The 17,198-nt window shown below is 72.0% G+C and carries 17 protein-coding genes; 11 read left to right on the top strand and 6 right to left on the bottom strand.

Going from position 1 to position 17,198, the window contains the following annotated elements; all coding sequences use genetic code 11:
* The first annotated feature begins 179 nt into the window (after nucleotides 1-179).
* Nucleotides 180-2,051, top strand: coding sequence for an FUSC family protein (locus AC07AG_RS34680; RefSeq protein WP_478760644.1), 1,872 nt, complete (start codon nucleotides 180-182; stop codon nucleotides 2,049-2,051).
* Between the two features lie 16 nt (nucleotides 2,052-2,067).
* Here AC07AG_RS34680 and AC07AG_RS34675 read toward each other — a convergent pair whose 3' ends face one another.
* On the bottom strand, nucleotides 2,068-2,553 hold the full coding sequence (locus tag AC07AG_RS34675; RefSeq protein WP_478760286.1) for a DUF3574 domain-containing protein: 486 nt from the start codon (nucleotides 2,551-2,553) through the stop codon (nucleotides 2,068-2,070).
* Nucleotides 2,554-2,818: 265 nt separating this feature from the next.
* Between AC07AG_RS34675 and AC07AG_RS34670 the strand changes: the two genes are divergently transcribed.
* The gene (locus AC07AG_RS34670) at nucleotides 2,819-3,880 is read left to right on the top strand and encodes a phosphatidylinositol-specific phospholipase C domain-containing protein (RefSeq protein ID WP_478760284.1); all 1,062 of its coding nucleotides are present in this window, start codon (nucleotides 2,819-2,821) and stop codon (nucleotides 3,878-3,880) included.
* 28 nt (nucleotides 3,881-3,908) lie between these two features.
* On the opposite strand, the gene AC07AG_RS34665 is transcribed toward AC07AG_RS34670, so the two are convergent.
* Nucleotides 3,909-4,409 (bottom strand): winged helix-turn-helix transcriptional regulator, encoded by a 501-nt coding sequence (locus AC07AG_RS34665; RefSeq protein ID WP_478760283.1) that lies wholly within the window; start codon nucleotides 4,407-4,409, stop codon nucleotides 3,909-3,911.
* 117 nt (nucleotides 4,410-4,526) lie between these two features.
* On the opposite strand from AC07AG_RS34665, the gene AC07AG_RS34660 reads away from it, so the two are divergent.
* Nucleotides 4,527-4,970: a nuclear transport factor 2 family protein gene (locus tag AC07AG_RS34660; protein WP_478760282.1), complete on the top strand. Its 444-nt coding sequence runs from the start codon at nucleotides 4,527-4,529 to the stop codon at nucleotides 4,968-4,970.
* On the opposite strand, the gene AC07AG_RS34655 is transcribed toward AC07AG_RS34660, so the two are convergent.
* Nucleotides 4,967-5,923, bottom strand: a complete 957-nt coding sequence (locus AC07AG_RS34655) for an endonuclease/exonuclease/phosphatase family protein (protein ID WP_478760280.1) — start codon at nucleotides 5,921-5,923, stop codon at nucleotides 4,967-4,969. The genes AC07AG_RS34660 and AC07AG_RS34655 overlap by 4 nt on opposite strands.
* Nucleotides 5,924-6,029: 106 nt before the next feature.
* Between AC07AG_RS34655 and AC07AG_RS34650 the strand changes: the two genes are divergently transcribed.
* The 4 genes from AC07AG_RS34650 to AC07AG_RS34635 all read left to right on the top strand — a co-directional run bounded on the left by AC07AG_RS34650 (nucleotide 6,030) and on the right by AC07AG_RS34635 (nucleotide 9,834).
* On the top strand, nucleotides 6,030-7,391 hold the full coding sequence (locus tag AC07AG_RS34650) for an amidohydrolase (protein ID WP_478760278.1): 1,362 nt from the start codon (nucleotides 6,030-6,032) through the stop codon (nucleotides 7,389-7,391).
* Nucleotides 7,392-7,444: 53 nt separating this feature from the next.
* A complete protein-coding gene (locus AC07AG_RS34645) occupies nucleotides 7,445-8,710 on the top strand; it encodes a cytochrome P450 family protein (protein ID WP_478760277.1) in 1,266 nt (421 codons plus the stop codon).
* Nucleotides 8,711-8,830: 120 nt separating this feature from the next.
* On the top strand, nucleotides 8,831-9,520 hold the full coding sequence (locus AC07AG_RS34640) for a DUF899 domain-containing protein (RefSeq protein ID WP_478760275.1): 690 nt from the start codon (nucleotides 8,831-8,833) through the stop codon (nucleotides 9,518-9,520).
* Nucleotides 9,521-9,636: 116 nt separating this feature from the next.
* Nucleotides 9,637-9,834, top strand: a complete 198-nt coding sequence (locus tag AC07AG_RS34635; protein ID WP_361046281.1) for a hypothetical protein — start codon at nucleotides 9,637-9,639, stop codon at nucleotides 9,832-9,834.
* Nucleotides 9,835-9,854: 20 nt separating this feature from the next.
* Here AC07AG_RS34635 and AC07AG_RS34630 read toward each other — a convergent pair whose 3' ends face one another.
* Nucleotides 9,855-11,858, bottom strand: coding sequence for an ABC transporter ATP-binding protein (locus tag AC07AG_RS34630; protein ID WP_478760273.1), 2,004 nt, complete (start codon nucleotides 11,856-11,858; stop codon nucleotides 9,855-9,857).
* A gap of 90 nt (nucleotides 11,859-11,948) precedes the next feature.
* Here AC07AG_RS34630 and AC07AG_RS34625 point away from each other — a divergent pair, with 90 nt between their 5' ends.
* Genes AC07AG_RS34625 through AC07AG_RS34615 form a run of 3 tightly spaced genes read left to right on the top strand, consistent with a single transcriptional unit; the run spans nucleotide 11,949 to nucleotide 15,097 of the window.
* Nucleotides 11,949-12,953 carry a thiamine pyrophosphate-dependent dehydrogenase E1 component subunit alpha gene (locus tag AC07AG_RS34625; protein ID WP_478760271.1) on the top strand — a complete coding sequence of 335 codons (1,005 nt, stop codon included), beginning with the start codon at nucleotides 11,949-11,951 and terminating at the stop codon, nucleotides 12,951-12,953.
* Nucleotides 12,954-12,965: 12 nt separating this feature from the next.
* Nucleotides 12,966-13,979, top strand: a complete 1,014-nt coding sequence (locus tag AC07AG_RS34620; protein WP_478760270.1) for an alpha-ketoacid dehydrogenase subunit beta — start codon at nucleotides 12,966-12,968, stop codon at nucleotides 13,977-13,979.
* 2 nt (nucleotides 13,980-13,981) lie between these two features.
* Nucleotides 13,982-15,097, top strand: a complete 1,116-nt coding sequence (locus AC07AG_RS34615) for an acetoin dehydrogenase dihydrolipoyllysine-residue acetyltransferase subunit (RefSeq protein ID WP_478760268.1) — start codon at nucleotides 13,982-13,984, stop codon at nucleotides 15,095-15,097.
* A 74-nt stretch (nucleotides 15,098-15,171) separates the two neighbouring features.
* Here AC07AG_RS34615 and AC07AG_RS34610 read toward each other — a convergent pair whose 3' ends face one another.
* Nucleotides 15,172-15,624 (bottom strand): hypothetical protein, encoded by a 453-nt coding sequence (locus AC07AG_RS34610; protein WP_478760267.1) that lies wholly within the window; start codon nucleotides 15,622-15,624, stop codon nucleotides 15,172-15,174.
* Between the two features lie 45 nt (nucleotides 15,625-15,669).
* Entirely contained in the window at nucleotides 15,670-16,095 is a 426-nt protein-coding gene (locus AC07AG_RS34605) for an ATP-binding protein (RefSeq protein WP_478760265.1), read from the bottom strand.
* Nucleotides 16,096-16,301: 206 nt separating this feature from the next.
* On the opposite strand from AC07AG_RS34605, the gene AC07AG_RS34600 reads away from it, so the two are divergent.
* The gene (locus tag AC07AG_RS34600) at nucleotides 16,302-17,162 is read left to right on the top strand and encodes a helix-turn-helix domain-containing protein (protein ID WP_478760264.1); all 861 of its coding nucleotides are present in this window, start codon (nucleotides 16,302-16,304) and stop codon (nucleotides 17,160-17,162) included.
* Nucleotides 17,163-17,198 lie beyond the last annotated feature (36 nt).

Below are 17,198 nucleotides of genomic sequence, written 5' to 3'. Positions count from 1 at the left end.
CTGGCCCGCACCGTCCACAACGTCATGCCGCCTCACGTCCGCGAAAACGTCACATCACGGAAATACTCAGGCCCCTTCCTTCCCAACCGCACCGTTTAGGGTTGATCGCAGCCCAGGCCGAAGTCGTCCGGCGGCACGTACCCGTACCCGACGACGACAGGAACACGGTGAGCCCGGTGATCCCGCGCGCAGCTTCCGCTTCTCTTCCGCCTTGGCTCGGCCATGCCCTGCGTACGCAGCGCGGGCCCGTGCCGTGGCACTCCGTGGTGCGGGGTGCGCTGGCCGCGGGGCCGTTGCTGTGCGCGGGGCTGGTCGCCGGGCGGGTGTCCGTGGGCGTCGTGGCCGCGCTCGGGGCCATGCTGGCCGGGATCAACGACCGGCCAGGGAGCCAGCGCGTCGCCGTGCGGCGGATCGGGGTGCCCGCGCTCGCCGGGGCCGGTGGACTGGCCTTCGGGGCGTACGTCGGCGCATCGGCCGGCGGGTCGTCGGTCCTGCCCCTCCTGTTCGCCGTGCTCGGTCTGTTCGCCGGTGCCTTCAGCGCTGTCGGGCCCGTCGCATCCGCCGGCGGCACGCAATTGCTCGTCGCCGCCGCCATCGGGGCCGGGATGCCGCTGCCCGAGCCCGGCTGGCAGCGGGCGCTGTTCTTCCTCGCCGGGGCCGGGTGGCTGATCCTGCTGCGGCTCGTGCTGCCCTCGCCCGTGCCCGGCAAGGGGTGGACCGGTGCCGGCCCCGGGGGCGACAGGCCCGCACTGCCGGCCTACCGCCTCGATCGCCTCGACGGCGAACGCGCCGCCGTCAGCGCCGTCTACGAAGCCGTCGCCGCGCTCCTCGACTCCGCCGGTACCGCCGGATCCACCTCCCGCCGCGCCGCCCTCACCGCCGCCCTCGACCAGGCGCAGGACGCCCTCTCCGGGCCACGTCTGCGGCGGCACGCCGGCTCGGCCGCCGAGCGGCGGCTGCACGCGCAGTACCTCGCCGCCCTGCCGCTCGGCGAGGCGGCGACCGCGCTCGCCTGGGCCGGTGAGCCGCTGCCGGAGCGGGTGGGGGAAGGGCCGAGGCGCCTCGCCGCCGCTGTCCGCGACGGCGTTCCCTGCGGGCCGCTGCCCGCGCCCGCCCGCTCCGGCGCCGGGCTCCGCGCCCTCGACGACGCGCTGCTGCACGCCGCCGAGGCCTTCGACAGCGGCAACGCGAGGCCCCCGCACGGCCCCCGGCGCGGCCCCGTCGACGTACTGCGCACGGCGGCAGGTCCCGGCGGACGCGAGTACGGCGTGCGCGTCGCGCTCTGCTTCGGGGCAAGCGCCGCCGTCGCGCAGGCCCTGCACCACCCGCACTGGTACTGGCTGCCCGCCACCGCCGTCTTCCTGGTCAAGCCCGACCTCGGGCCGCTGGCCTCGCGCGTCCTGTGCCGCGCCCTCGGCACCGTCCTGGGAGCCGTTCTCTTCGCGGGGCTCGCCGCCCTGCTGCCGCGGCCCGCCGGACTCGTCACCGTCGTCGCCGTGTGCGGTGCGCTGATCCCCGTCGCCACCCGGCACTTCGCCGCCCAGACCGCCGTCGTCACCGTCCTGGTGCTCGCCCTCGTCATGGTGGGCGGGGAGCCGCAGGCCTCCTGGGGGCGAATCGGCGAGACCCTGCTCGCCTGCGGGATCGTCCTGCTCGTCGGGCATCTGCCGTGGCCGGTGCAGCGCGGCGGGCGCGTGCAGGACCGCCTCTCGGCCGCCCGTGAGTCCGCGCACGCGTATCTGCGCCACGTCCTGAGCGGCGCGGGCGACGGTGGGCCCGCAGGCGCCGACCACCGCGCCGCCCGCTGGGCCCTGCGGCGCGAGGCCTACCGGACGCTGGCCGAGGCCCGCGCCGCGATCGATCTGGCGGCCGCCGAACTCCCCACCCTGGCGCGGTACTCCGCGGGCTCGGAGAACGTGGCGGCCACCCTCGAACGCCTCGTCGACACCACGACCGCCTGCGCCGTGCACGTCGACGACACGGGGCGCCTGCCGCGGCGGCACGCGGAGCGCATCGACGCGCTGCTCGCGGAGCTCACCGCGGTGGCGTGACCGTCCCACCCAGGTGTCAGAAGTCCACGCGCAGCCGGTCGTCGAGGCGCGCCACGGAATCCTGCGCGTACTCCTTCACGTAGTCCTCGCGGATCTCCTCGATCAGACCGTCGCGCTTGTGCGCCTGCGACGTCGGATACAGCAGGATCAGCTCGTACGAACGCTCACGCTCGATCTTGCCGTTCGAGTCCCGCCACTGGCCGCGGCCGTCCTGCACCGTGAGCCCGTCGGGGAACGACGGCGTCACCTCGTCGTCGATGAACTTCATGAACTGCTTGTCGGTCACATCGGGCCCACCGTCGGGACGTTCCGTCCCGAAGAGGAGCCGGGTCTCGGTGTACGCCTCGCCGCGCGACACCTGCGTCGTGGTGGTCGTGCCGGGCGCGCGCGTGTCGGTGTCGAGCGAGGCGTACGCGGCCGGGGCGCCGACGGCGAGCACCGCGGTGGCGGCCGCGGTCACGGCGAGACGGGTGCGGGAGATGCGGGAGAGGGTGAGGGGCATGGCGGCTGATCCCTTTCTGCTTCTACGGGGGGTGATCAGTTTCCACTGCTGCTGCCGCGAGCGTGTGGATCTCTGCGTACGTTGATCCATAACGGGCGCAGACGGTAGCGGACACGCCACGGCCCCCGCCCTCCCTCGCCCTGCCGCGCGGCTGGATATCTCTCCTTGCCCGTCTCCCTGCCCGTAAGTCGCCGTCTTCCCTTCCGACACTCAACTCCCCTACGTTTCGCTGGACTTGACCGGAGCGGTGGAGGGGACGGCTGACATGAGGGCACGTACGGGGACAGGCCTTGCCATGGCCGTCGCGGCAGCGGGCGCACTGGCGTTCGGAGGTACGGGCTCCGCGAGCGGCACCGCCCTCGCGGCCGACGACCCGGCGCCGCAGTCGCCGTACGCGTCCACCACCGGCGTCGGCGTCCACAACGCCTACGAGAAGTCGAAGTACCCGTACTTCGCCGACGCGCTCGACTCCGGTGCCGGGATGCTCGAACTCGACGTGTGGACCAATGTGTTCGGGAGCGGCTGGCGGGTCGCGCACAGCAATCCGGTCGGGAACGACAACAACTGCGAGAACGCCGCGAGTCCGGCCGAATTGCGCACCAAGCCGCGCAACCAGAGCCTCACCGGCTGCCTCGCGGACATGAAGAGCTGGCACGACGCCCACCCCGGCCACCGGCCCATCCTGGTCAAGGTCGAGCTGAAGGACGGCTTCCAGGGGAGGAACGGGCGGGGCCCCGCCGATCTCGACGCCCTCCTCAAGAGCAAGCTCGGCGACGCCGTCTACCGCCCCGGCCAGCTCACCGGGGGCCACGCCACCCTCGACGAGGCCGTACGGAGCGACGGCTGGCCCCAGCGGAGCGCCCTCGCGGGGAAGTTCATCGTGGAGCTCATCCCCGGCACCGTCGAGCAGAACAACCCCGCCGACACCCTGTGGACCGACCGCGAGTACGCCACGCACCTGCGCGACCTCGCCGCGGCCGGACGTCTCGGTGAGGCCGCGGCCTTCCCCGCCGTGCTCGGAGCGGAGGCGGGCGACCCGCGCGTGCGGTACGCGGACGCGGCGATCCGGCCCTGGTTCGTCCTGTTCGACGGCGACGCGTCCAGGTACGCGGGCGGCACCATCGACACCAAGTGGTACGCCGACCGGCGCTACCTGGTCGTCATGTCCGACGCCCACAACGTCGCACCGGCCATCGACTCCGTGAACCCCACCGAGGCCCAGGCGCGCGACCGCGTCGCCCTGCTCGCGCGCGGCAACGCCAGCATCGTGTCCTCGGACTGGTATCCACTGCCGGGCGTCCTGTCGACGGTGCTCCCGCGCGGCTGAGGCCCAGCCGGGCGTCCGCGGCCGAGGCTCAGCTCCCGGCGAGCACCGTGTGCACCAGGGCCGTCCCCGGCGCCGTGCGCCCGCCGGGACCCGGCATGTGCGTCACCGTCTCCGGGGTCAGTTCCCCGCCGCAGTGCGCGCACGTCACCCGGGGCTCGGCCGGGTGGCCGCAGGTGTCGTGGACCGGCAGCAGGGGCGGGCCGCCGCCCTCGGCGGAGCGGTGGCGGTCGCCCCAGGTCATGAGGGTCAGGACGGTGCCGTAGAGCTCCCGGCCCGCGGGCGTGAGGACGTACTCGTGGCGCACCGGACGGTCCTGGTAGGCCCGGCGCTCCACGACGCCCTCGGCGGTCAGATGGTCGAGGCGGTCCGCCAGGATGTTCGTCGCGATGCCCAGGTCGGCGCGGAGATCCTCGTAGCGGTTCAGGCCCAGGAACAGGTCGCGCAGGATCAGCACCGTCCACCGGTCGGCCGTCACGGCCGCCGCGCGCGCCACCGAGCAGTGCATCCGGGCAAAGCGTTCGCCTCTCATGGCGCCCACGGTACTCGCTTGTCGTTTGCAAGTGACCCGCCTAGAGTGACCGGAGACGGTCACTTGTTATTTGCAAGTCACTAGGTCACTGGGTCGCTAGGCCCATGGAGGTGCCCGATGTACCACGCCATCGTCCGCCGCAAGGTCCGAGCCCTCTGGCGCACCACCGGCGACGGCAGCGGCAACTACCGCCCCGCCGTCGCCATGGCAGCCCCCGACCTGCGGTTCCGCTTCATCGGCGACAACGTCCTCGGCGCCGAGCTCCGCGGCCCCGAAGCCTTCGCCGACTGGTTCGAGAACGCCAACGAGCGCTTCCCCGGGATGCGGCTCAGCCTCACCGACATGGTCGTCAAGGGCTGGCCCTGGAACACCACCGTCGTCGTCAGGCTGCGCATCGAGGCCACCCTCGCCGACGGCAGCCCGTACGAGAACGAAGGCATCCAGTGGGCCAGGATCCGCTGGGGACGGATGGTCGAGGACACGGTCCTCGAGGACACGCTCCGTCTCCAGCAGGCCTGGCGGCGCCAGGAGTCGGCGGCCACCGCCCCCGGCCGGGGCTAGCGCTCGATCCGTATCCACACCGGCGCGTGGTCCGAGCCCGGCGCGTTCCTCCGCTCCTGCGGATCCTCGTCCCCGACCGACGGCAGCGCGGTCGCCGTCGAGCCCGGCACACCCGTGCCCGCCGCCGTGACCTGGTTCAGGAGGCTGCGGCTCACCAGGACGTGGTCGATCAGCTCGCGGCGCCCCGCGTGGATGCGGGAGTAGCGCTGCTCGGCGGGGATGAGCGGGGCCACGTTCCACAGCCGCTTCGCGTCGCCCTTGTCCGGCTTGTCGAAGCCGGGGGTGCCGATCTCGGAGCCGGGCGGGCCGAGCAGGATCTGCGTCGTCGCCGCCGACACCTCGTCGTTCAGGTCGCCGAGCACCACGACGTCGTGCTCGCGGCCGTCGCCCTTCAGAAGACGGTCGGCGATGGAGCGCACCAGCGTCGCCTCGGCCGAACGCCGGTTCAGCGCGTACGCCCCGAAGCGGGCCCGCTCGCCCTCGTCCCGCGGCTGGAACCGGCCGCCGCCGTACGAGAGCAGCTTCGACTTCAGATGGCAGACGGCCGCGTCGAAGAAGAACGCGCGCGTCGTCACCGTCACCGCGAGGACCCCGCGCCCCGCCCGCGCCACCGGCTTGCCCACGTCGCCGACCTGCACCGGGCGCACCGGCGCGGGGAAGCAGTCCTCGTCGGCGACGACGAACACCGGAAGCGAGGTGAGGAAGCCGACGCGGATGCCGCGCTCGTCCGCGTGCTCCGAAAGAGTGGTGTGCCAGGTGCCCTCCAGCATCCCGGCCAGATCCGCGAGGGCCTCCGGATCGCCGACCTCCTGCACGGCGAGCACGCTCGGCCGCAGCGCCGTGATCGTCGCCGCGAGCGAGGCCAGCTTCGCCTCGTACGCGGCCTTGTCCTTGGGCCCGAACTTGCCGCCGGGCCGGTAGAGGTTCTCCAGGTTCCAAGTGCCGAGGAGCATGGCGGGCTCCAACTGTGCTCGCGTGGTGGGTGGGTTGACGTCAGCGTGCTCGCGAAACCGGCGACGGGACAGGGCACGGGATGCGCACTCCCCGTACCTTGAACAGATGATGCCGCCTCCCGCGCACGGCCCCGCCGACCTCGTCATCACGGGCTGCACGGCCCTCGTCCACGACGAAGAGGGTCGGATCGGATTCCTCGACGACGCGGCCCTCGTCGTACGCGACGGTCGCATCGACACCGTCACCACCACCCCTGCCGTGGCCGGTCTGCGGGCCGCCGAGCGCATCGACGCGCGCGGCCAGGCGGCCCTGCCCGGCCTGATCAACTGTCATACGCACACGCCGATGGTCGCCCTGCGCGGCCTCGCCGAGGATCTGCCGGCACACGAGTGGTTCAACGACTGGATCTGGCCCATCGAGTCCAATCTGACCGAGCGCGTCGTCGGGCTCGGCGCGCGGCTCGCCTGCGCCGAGATGATCCGGGGCGGCGTGACGACCTTCGCCGACCACTACTTCGCGATGGACACCGTCGCCGACGTCGTCCAGGAGAGCGGTCTGCGCGCCAACCTCGGCGCGGCCTTCTTCTCCTCGCAGGGGCCCGAAGGCCGCGCCGCATCACTGGAGTTCGCGCTGAGGCGGCGCGGCGCCGCCGACGGCCGCATCACCACATCGCTCGCCCCGCACGCCCCCTACACCGTGGACGACGCGGACCTCGCCGCGACCGCCGAACTCGCCCGCGAGCACGGCCTCATGGTCCACCTGCACGCCTCCGAGAACCGCGCCCAGACCGACAACAGCCTGGACCGCCACGGCCGCACCCCCATCGAGGTCCTGCACCGCACAGGACTGCTCGACGTCGACGTCCTCATCGCGCACGGCACCGGCATCCTCGACCGCGACCTGCCCGTGCTCCAGCGGGGCACGGGCCGCATCGCCGTGGCGTCCGCGCCGCGCGGCTACCTCAAGTTCGGCTGGGACACCACGCCCGTGCGCGCCCTGCGCGGGATCGGCATCCCCGTCGGCCTCGCCACGGACGGCGCCGCCTCGAACAACACCCTGGACGTCTGGGAGTCCATGGCGCTCACCGCACTCGTGCAGAAGTCCACGCAGCGCGACCCGTCCTGGCTCACCGCGCGCCAGGCCCTCGACCACGCCACGCTGCAGAGCGCACGGGCCGTCGGCCTGGGAGAGCAGATCGGCAGCCTCGCGCCGGGGCGCCGCGCCGACATCGTCCTCGTCGATCTCGACGGGCCGCACACCCGGCCCGTGCACGACATGGCGGCCACCCTCGTGCACAGCGCGCGCTCGGCGGACGTCGTCACGACGATCGTCGACGGGCGGATCCTGATGCGCGACCGAAGGCTGCTGACCCTCGATGTGCCGGGCATCGTCGAGGAGTTGGGCGCCGAACTGCCCGCCCTGATCGACCGCAGCCACGGCAAGCGGATCCAGGACTACGAGGGCTGAGGGCGCCGGGGGCCGCGGGCGGGGCCGGGGGAGTGGCTGCCTAGGGTGGAGCCATGTCACACGCCCCGCAGCCGGCCTCCTCACCTGCCCCCTCGCACGCCCCGGGGCCGGACCCCGCCGACGGTCTCATCGACGACCCGTACGCCGCCTACGCGCGGCTGCGCGACACCGCGCCCGTGCACCGGGTCGCGGGGCCCGACGGCAGCCCGGCCTGGCTGGTCACGCGGTACGACGACGTACGCGCGGCGCTCGCCGACCCGCGGCTCTCGCTCGACAAGAGCCATGCGCTGCCGGGCGGTTACCGGGGTTTCGCGCTGCCGCCCGCCCTGGACGCGAACCTCCTCAACATGGATCCGCCGGACCACACCCGCATCCGGCGCCTGGTGGTCAAGGCCTTCACAGCGCGCCGGGTGGAGAGCCTGCGCGCGCCGATCCGGCGCACCGCCGACGAACTCCTCGACACCATCGAGCCGTTGGGCCGCGCGGACCTCGTCGCCTCGTATGCCGCGCCGCTCCCGATCGCCGTCATCTGCGACCTGCTCGGCGTGCCCGCCGGACACCGCCCGGACTTCCTGGCCTGGACCGACGCCCTGGTCGCGCCCGACCCGGCGCGGCCGCAGAGCGCGAAGGAGGCCGTCGTCGCGATGCTCGGCTTCTTCACCCAACTCCTCGCGGAGAAGCGGAAGGAGCCCGCCGACGATCTGCTCTCCGACCTGATCGCCGTACGGGACGAGGACGCCGCACGGCAGGGTGAGGAGGGTCGGCTGGGCGAGGAGGGCCGACTGAGCGAGGACGAGCTGATGTCGCTCGCCTTCCTGATCCTCTTCGCCGGATACGAGAACACCGTCCAGCTCATCGGCAACGCCACCCTCGCGCTCCTGCGCCACCCCGAACAGCTCGCGGCCCTGCGCGCGGACCCGTCACAACTCCCGGCTGCCGTCGAGGAGTTCAGCCGCTACGACGGGCCGGCCCTGCTCGCCATCCGCCGCTTCCCCCTCGAAGACGTCACCATCGGCGGCGTCACCGTCCCGGCCGGCGAGACCGTGCTGCTCTCCCCGTCGGCCGCCAACCGCGACCCGCGCCGCTACCCCGACGCCGACCGCCTGGACATCACCCGCGACACCACGGGCCAACTCGCCCTGGGCCACGGCATCCACCACTGCGTCGGCGCACCCCTGGCCCGCCTGGAGGCGGCCACCGCGCTCGCCGCCCTCATCGAACGCTTCCCGCGCATCGCACTCGGCGTACCGGACCGGGAACTGCGGTGGCGTCCCTCGATGCGGGCGCGCGGACTGCTCGCGCTTCCGGTGACCTTCTAGATTCTTTCCGGATTCCTCTAAATTTCCTCGCCGCGACCGATGAGTTCCGGCGACCGGGCAGGTCACCCCTCCCAGAAGCACGGATCCGAGGGGCGGATCCGGCGGAGGGACTGAGGGACCATGGGACTTCCCGGCATCGTCACGCGCGAGGAGTGGCTCGCCGCGCGCAAGGAACTGCTCGCCAAGGAGAAGGCGGAGACCCGGGCGCGTGACGCGCTCAACGCCGAGCGGCGTCGGCTTCCGATGGTCGAGATCGGCAAGGAGTATCTGTTCGACGGTTCCGACGGCAAGGCGACGCTGTTCGACCTCTTCGACGGAGACGCCCAACTGATCGTCTATCACTTCATGTTCGCCCCGGAGTGGGACGCGGGCTGCCGCAGTTGCTCGGCGTTCCTCGACCAGATCGGGCACCTCGCCCATCTGCGGGCCCGCAGCACGAACTTCATCGCGGTCTCCCGCGCGCCGTTCACCAAGATCCTGCCCTTCAAGGCCCGGATGGGCTGGACGGTGCCGTGGTACTCCTCGAACGGCACCGACTTCAACGAGGACTTCGACGCCACCGTCGGCGAGGGCGAGGAGTCCTTCGAGCAGCCAGGCATCAGCTGCTTCCTGCGGGACGGCGACCGCGTCTTCCACACGTACTCGACGTACGCCCGCGGCCTCGACTGGGTGTCGTCGTACTCCAGCCTCTTCGATCTCACCGCCCTCGGCCGGCAGGAGGAGTGGGAGGAGCCGAAGGGCCGGTCGGCGGGGATCGGGGCACCGGCGGGCGGCAGCCGGGTGAGGTATCACGACGAGTACGAGATGTGAGGAACCGGCACAACCAGGTGTCAGGTCGGTCACGTTGCGAGTCCTTTCCACCCCTCGGCGCGTTCTACTCCATGAGAGTCCGTCAGGACTGCCGACGGGGGAGCAGAAGGACGATGATGAACAACCGAGTGGTACTGGAACGCTTTCCGGCCGGTGGGCCGCGAGGATCGTGGCCCGCGGAGGAGTTCGCCCGCGCCCGCCGCATGGAGGGACAGGAGGCGGAGGTCGTCATGGACCTCGCCTCCGATGCCTTCCTGGTGATCGTGCGCGAGACCCGGGTGACCGACATGGCGGAGGTGGCCGCCGCCGCGTAGGCCGGAAGCGAGCGCGCCCCTCAGCGCTCGGCGTGACCGTTCGGTGAGGGGATCTTCGCCGTGAACTGGTCGGCCTGCAGGGCGTACAGCTCCGCGTAGACACCGCCGGTCCGCAGGAGCTCGTCCGGTGTGCCCGACTCCACCAGGCGCCCTCCGTCCAGGACATGGACCAGATCCGCGTGGCGCACCGACGCCAGGCGGTGGGTGATGAGGATGACGGTCTGGCCCGTCCCCGCGAGGGCCCTGATCTTCTCGAACACCTCTAGCTCGGCACGGGCGTCGAGCGCTGCCGTCGGTTCGTCCACGATGAGGATGCTGCCGCGCCGGTACGCGGCGCGCGCGATGCCCAGGCGCTGCCACTGGCCGCCCGACAGCTCGTGCCCGCCGGTGAACGCACGCGCCAGCAAGGTGTCGAGCCCGCGCGGCAGATCGGCCACGACGTCCCCGGCACCGGCCTCCCCGACCGACGCGCCGATCCGGTCGTCCGTGAGCGGCACCGACGACCGGCCGATCGCGATGTTCACGCGCGCCGTGAACGGCCAGCGCTTGAAGTCCTGCGCCACCATCGCGATGCGCTCGACCAGTTGGTGCCGGTCCGCGGTCGCCGCGTCGACGCCGTCCCACAGGATCCGGCCGTCCTTCGGCGCGTACAGACCGGCGAGCAGCTTCACCAAGGTGGTCTTGCCGGAGCCGTTCTCGCCGACGAGGGCGACGATCTTCCCGGTGGGCAGGGTGAGGGAGACATCGCTGAGCGCGTCCCTGCCCGACGCCCCCGGATAGCGGAAGGTGACGTTCTCGAACCGTATCTCCCGTGGATCCGGCGGCAGTTCGGCGCCGCCGACCGGGATCGCGCGCTGCGCGGCCTCCACGAAGAGCCGCTCCAGGTCGCCGACGAACAGGGCGTCCTCGTGCAGGGAGTTGACCTCCAGGACGAGCGTGTCGAGATTCGACGCGCCGGTGCGGATCGCGATGACGGCGGTGCCCGCGACGGACAGCGCCATCGCACCGGCGAGCAGCAGCCCGCCGAGCGTCGCGTACGTCGCCGCGGTGGCGGCACCCGTCCACGCCGCGGCGATCAGGCCCGTCCGGGCGGCGAGCCGCGCGAGGCGCGCCTGCTCCTCCTCCGCGGCCTCCGACATGGACCGGAAGTGCCGCAGCAGGAAAGGACCCACACCGTGCACCCGGATCTCCGGGGCCGCCCGCGCCTCGGTGAGGAGGCTGCCGATGAGGCGTCCCGCGCGGGCGTGCTGCACCCAGGCGTGGAAGGAGACATAGCGGCGCCTGGCGATGGTCAGGGCGCTCCACGCGCTCGGCAGGGTCATCGTCACCAGGAGCGGAAGCAGCACCGGGTGCAGGACGGTCAGCACGCTCGCCGCCGCGATCAGCGAGATCATCGCGTTCACCACGCGCGTGGAGATGCCGATCATGCGCCGGGCGGAGGCAGCTCCGTACTGCGCCGTGTCGAGCAGCTTGTGGAACGCGTCGTCCTCGATCGCCGACAGCTCCACCGACGCGGCCTTCTCCAAGTACTGCTCGGTGGCGACGCGTTCGACCTTGGGTTCAAGACGGCCCGTCGCGTACGTCGATGCCGCGCGCAGCAGCGCGGCGACGAACAGGACGGATGCCACGGTCACCAGGGCGGGCATCGCGCCGCGCAGCCGGTCGGCCACCGGGGCGTCGGTCATCAGGCGCCCGAGGACACTGTTGACCGCGAGGAGGCTCACCGCCTGGGCCAGCCCGCGGCCCACCTCGGCGCCGATGACGATGCGTGCGGCGCGCCGGTCGGCCTGCCAGGCGAGCCGGAAGCTGGCGGCGAGCAGCGCGGGAAGCCGCTTCAGCATGGACCGGAACCCCAGCTGGAGGAAGGCCTCCTCGTGCTGGGCCCAGCCGGTGTCGTAGCGCAGGGGACCGCCGAAGAGCAGCGACTCCGACTCCGAAGTCCCGCTCTGTTTGCGGGTGTTGCTCTGTTTGTCGTTCGTCTGCTTCTCCTTCTCCGTTTGCGTACGTCCTGTGCGGGCTTGCAACCCCGGGCAACTGTTGCCGGTCGGCCCGGGGTTGCAGTGCCATACCCCAAGCAGGCAACTCCGCACCCGCGCAGGCAAAGGAGTTCTTCCGTGACCGACACTCTCCGGACACCTCAAGTCCCGCACGAGCACGGCCTGGACGGTCCCGCACTGCTCGACGCGTACCGCACGATGCGTACGATCCGTGACTTCGAGGAGCGCCTCCACGAGGAGTTCGCGACCGGCGACATCCCCGGCTTCGTCCACTTGTACGCAGGTGAGGAGGCGTCCGCCACCGGGGTCTGCGCCCACCTCGACGACGACCGCGACGTCATCGCCTCCACGCACCGGGGCCACGGCCACTGCATCGCCAAGCACGTCGACGTGAAGTCGATGATGGCCGAGATCTACGGGCGCACGACCGGGGCGTGTCATGGCAAGGGCGGCTCCATGCACATCGCCGACCTCTCCAAGGGGATGCTCGGCGCCAACGGCATCGTCGGCGGCGGGCCGCCCCTCATCTGCGGCGCCGCGCTCGCCGCGAAGGTGCGCGGGGACGGCGGCGTCGGCGTGGCCTTCTTCGGTGACGGCGCCAGCAACCAGGGCACCACCCTCGAATCCCTGAACCTCGCATCCGTCTGGCAACTGCCCGCCGTCTTCGTCGCCGAGAACAACGGCTACGCGGAGGCCACATCGGCCGAGTGGTCCGTGGGCGGCGGCTCCATCGCGGCCCGCGGCGCGGCCTTCGGGATGCCCGGCGTCACGGTCGACGGCTTCGACTTCTTCGCGGTGCACGAGGCGGCGGGCGATGCGGTCGAGAGGGCGCGTTCGGGTGGCGGCCCCACGCTCATCGAGGTGCAACTCACGCGCTACTACGGGCACTTCGAGGGCGATCAGCAGAAGTACCGGGCGGACGAGGTGCGCCACGCCCGCGCCGAACTCGACTGCATCAAGCGCTTCAGGGAGCGGGTCGCGGGCGAGGTCACGGCGGCGCGGCTCGACGCGATCGACGCCGAGGTGGCCCAGCTGATCGACGAGGCCGTGGCACAGGCGCAGGCGGCGCCCCTGCCGACCGGCGCCGACCTGGAGACCGACGTCTACATCTCGTACCTCTGAGGGGAGTCGACCGTGGCACGCAGCATCAGCTGTCGCGAGGCACTGGGCGAAGCACTGGCACAGGAGATGGAGCGCGACCCCTCGGTCGTCGTCATGGGCGAGGACAACGCGGGCGGCGCGGGCGCACCCGGCGAATCCGACGCCTGGGGCGGGGTGCTGGGCGTGACGAAGGGGCTCCAGCCGCGCTTCCCCGGGCGGGTCCTCGACACCCCGATCTCGGAGTCGGCGTTCATCGGCGCGGCGATCGGCGCCGCGACACGCGGCCTGCGTCCGGTCGCCGAGCTCATGTTCATCGACTTCATGGGGGTGTGCTTCGACCAGATCTTCAACCAGGCGGCGAAGTTCCGGTACATGTTCGGCGGCAAGGCCGTCACCCCCGTCGTGATCCGCACGATGTACGGGGCCGGGCTGCGGGCCGCGGCCCAGCACTCGCAGGCCTTGTACCCGGCGTTCACGGCCGTGCCGGGCCTGAAGGTCGTCCTGCCCTCGTCCCCGTACGACGCGAAGGGGCTGATGATCCAGGCGATCAGGGACGACGACCCGGTGATCTTCTGCGAGCACAAGGCGATGTACGACGTGGTGGGCGAGGTCCCCGTCGAGAGCTACACGATCCCCTTCGGCGAGGCGGGCATCGTGCGCGAGGGCGAGGACGTGACGATCGTGGCCCTCGGCCGCATGGTGGCCGTCGCATCCGAGGCGGCGGACGACCTGGCGTCGTCCGGTCTGAGCTGCGAGGTCATCGATCCCCGCACCACGAGCCCGCTGGACGCCGACACGATCCTCGAGAGCGTCACGGCCACCGGTCGCCTCGTCGTGGTCGATGAGGCGGGACCGCGCTGCGGGATGGCGGCCGACATCTCGGCGCTCGTCGCGCGCGAGGCGTTCGGGGCGCTGCGGGCGCCGATCGGGACGGTGACCGCGCCGCACACGCCGGTGCCGTTCAGCCCGGCGCTCGAGGACCTCTATGTGCCGGACGCCGCGCGGGTCGCCGCCGCGGTCAAGTCAGCCGTCGATGGGAAGCCGTGAGGATGCCGTTCATCGAGCGGGTCACCATGCCCAAATGGGGCCTGTCCATGAAGACCGGAAAGATCACCGAGTGGATCGCGCGGGAGGGCGACGAGGTCGAGGAGGGCGACGATCTGGCCGAGATCGACACCGACAAGATCGCGGGCACGCTGGAGGCGCCGCGGGGCGGCGTGCTGCGGCGGATCGTCGCGCGGGCGGGCGGCGATGCGCCCGTCGGCTGTGTCATCGCGGTCATCGCCGGGCCGGGGGTCACCGAGGACGAGATCGAGCGGGTGGCCGCCGAGGCACGGGAGCAGCTGGCGCGCGGGGTGCCGGCCGAGGACGAGGGCAGCCCGGTGAGCGGCATCGCGGAGGTGGGCGGCAGGGCGCTGTCGTACGCGACGTCGGGCGGTGGCGCGGAGGAGGTCGTCCTGGTGCACGGGTACGGCGGCGACAAGAACTCCTGGCTCTTCGTGCAGGAGCCCCTCGCCGCGCGCCACACGGTGTACGCGCTGGACCTGCCCGGTCACGGGGAGTCCAGCAAGGAGGTGGGGGACGGCAGCCTGGCCTCGCTGGCGACGGTCGTCACGGGCTTCCTCGACGCGCTCGGCATCGAGCGGGCGCATCTGGTGGGCCATTCGCTGGGGGGCGCGGTGGTCACCGCGGTCGCGGCGGGGGTCCCCGACCGGGTCCGCTCCCTGACGCTGATCGCGCCCGCCGGGTACGGCCCCGATGCGGACGCCGCCTTTCTGCGGGGCTTCGCGGAGGCCGGGACGCGGCGCGAACTCCGGCCCCACCTGAGCAAGCTGTTCGCCGACGAGGGGCTCGTGACGCGGCAGCTGGTGGACGACCTCCTGAAGTACAAGCGCCTGGACGGAGTCGACACGGCGCTCCGCAGGCTCCTGCCGACGCTGGTGGCCCCGGGCGGCGGGGCGGCACTTGACGTGAGTTCTTTGCTGCCGCGGGGCGTGCGGACGATCGCGGTGTGGGGCGGGGCGGATCAGGTGATCCCGGTGTCCAACGCGGCGGCCCTGGAGGGGAGGGCCGCCGTCCGCGTGATCGAGGGGGTGGGCCACATGGCCCAGATGGAGGCGCCGGGGGAGGTCGTCGCGGCGGTGGAGGCCGCGGTACGGGGCTGAAGCAGCCCGTCCGGCGTGTGAGGGCGGGGCGAGGCCGGGGGAAGGTGACGCCGGAGGCTACGCCCGCACAGCGGTTACGCCCGCACAGCCCGGGACCACGCGGGCGTGGTCCCCGTGGCCCTGCACCAGGCCAGATACAGCGGAATCGGCGGCGTATAGGGAACGTCGCCCCCGGAGGGGCTGTGGATCAAGGAGGGAGCGTGCCGGGCGCCCGGCACCACGGCCCCCGCGGCGTAGTACGCGGGGGAGGGCCATTCCAGCGCGACATCGGAGTCGGCCGGCACGATCCACCACCACCGCGCGGCGTCCACGTCCTCGTACACACACCCCACACGAGGCAGCCGTGCCATCAGCCGGGGCCCGAACCGCGAGGGCACCGAGACCGCGTCGCACCCCAGGGGCTGCGACATCCCGTCCGGGACGGCGAGCCGTGCCGACGGCGGCGGGGAGGCGGCGAGGGCCCGCCTCCGTTCGAGGCGGACCAGCGTGTCCAGATCCAACAGCCGCCGCACCGTCACCGTGCTCACACGCCCCCTGTCCACGTCGTCCTCACGCCCGCACCCTCAGTCACGTCACGCCCGCAGTTCCGCCCATACGGTGAGGCCTGCTCCGGGACCCTCGTCCCGCACGCCCCACGCGTTGCTCACCGCATCGACGAGGAGCAATCCCCTCCCGTGCTCCTCATCCGCGTCGGGCCCCTCCTGGGCGGGCCGCGGGACACCTGATCCGTATCCGTCGTCACGCACAGCTATTCGCAGCGTTCCTGGTCTGGTGCAGAGCTCACAGACGATCCGGTGGCTGGCGGTGTGCACGATCGCGTTCGTGACCAGCTCGGACACCACGAGGGCCGCGGCGTCGCGGGCTTCCTCGTCGATGTCCCAGCCCAGGAGCTGGGCCTTCGCCAGCCGTCTGGCCTGCGATGCGGAACCCGGCCGTGGCACCAGCGCGAAGCTGACGCAGAGCTCGGAGCCGCTCTCGGCCCACGCGTCGGCGGTCATGCCAACAGGGGCTTCGGCGGCAGCTGTGTGTAACGGCGCGGGCGGAGTCACGCCATCCACTATCGCCCCGCCGGGAACACCTTGGCAAGACCCACTCTGAAAAGTGCACAGTGGCGTGTTCCTTCTAGACGGCACATGGCACACTGCTCGCAACGGCTCCAGGTGCGGAGTGAATTGGCATTACATGGAGTACGTGGAGGTAGGACGTGAGCGAACCGCGGTCCGCGCCGACCGTCGGCCAGGTCGTCCTAGGCCGTCGTTTGCAGGACCTGCGCGAGCGCGCCGGCCTCAAACGAGAGGAGGCGGCGCGGATTCTTCGCGTCGCCCCCGCCACGGTCCGTCGCATGGAAATGGCCGAGGTCGCGCTGAAGATCCCGTATCTCCAGCTGCTCCTGAAGTCCTACGGCGTCGCCGATGACGAGGCCGACGCCTTCGTGACGCTCGCCGAGGAGGCGAACAAGCCGGGCTGGTGGCAGCGGTTCCACGACATCCTGCCGGGCTGGTTCAGCATGTACGTCAGCCTGGAGGGCGCGGCCAGCCTGATCAGGTCCTACGAACCGCACTTCGTCCCCGGCCTCCTGCAGACCGAGGAGTACGCGCGTGGCGTGATGCGCTCCGGGGCGATCGGCCAGACCCGTCCCGAGGACGTCGAGCGGTATGTGGCGCTGCGCATGGAGCGCCAGTCGCTGCTCACCCGCGAGGACGCGCCACGGGTCTGGATCGTGATGGACGAGACCGCCCTGCGCCGACCTGTGGGCGGTCCCGATGTGATGCGCGAGCAGATCGACAAGCTGCTCGAAGCCGTCGAACTTCCTCATGTGACGCTGCAGGTCGCGCCGTTCGCGGCGGGTCCGCACCCGGGCACGTACGGACCGTTCGTGCTCTTCCGCTTCGCCATGGCGGAACTGCCGGACATGGTCTACAGCGAGTACCTGACCGGCGCGGTCTATCTGGACGCGCGCACCGAAGTGGCCACCCACCTCGAGGTCATGGACCGCATGGCGGCGCAAGCCGCGACGGCACAACGCACAAAGGAGCTCCTCCGGGACCTCCGCAAGGAGCTGTGAATGGATCGACACCGAGCCGGTACGCGACCCGGGTCA

The sequence above is a fragment of the Streptomyces sp. NPDC044044 genome, assembly GCF_056434405.1.
The sequence above is the reverse complement of the archived record's forward strand: the minus strand, read 5'-3'. Positions and strand labels throughout refer to the sequence as shown.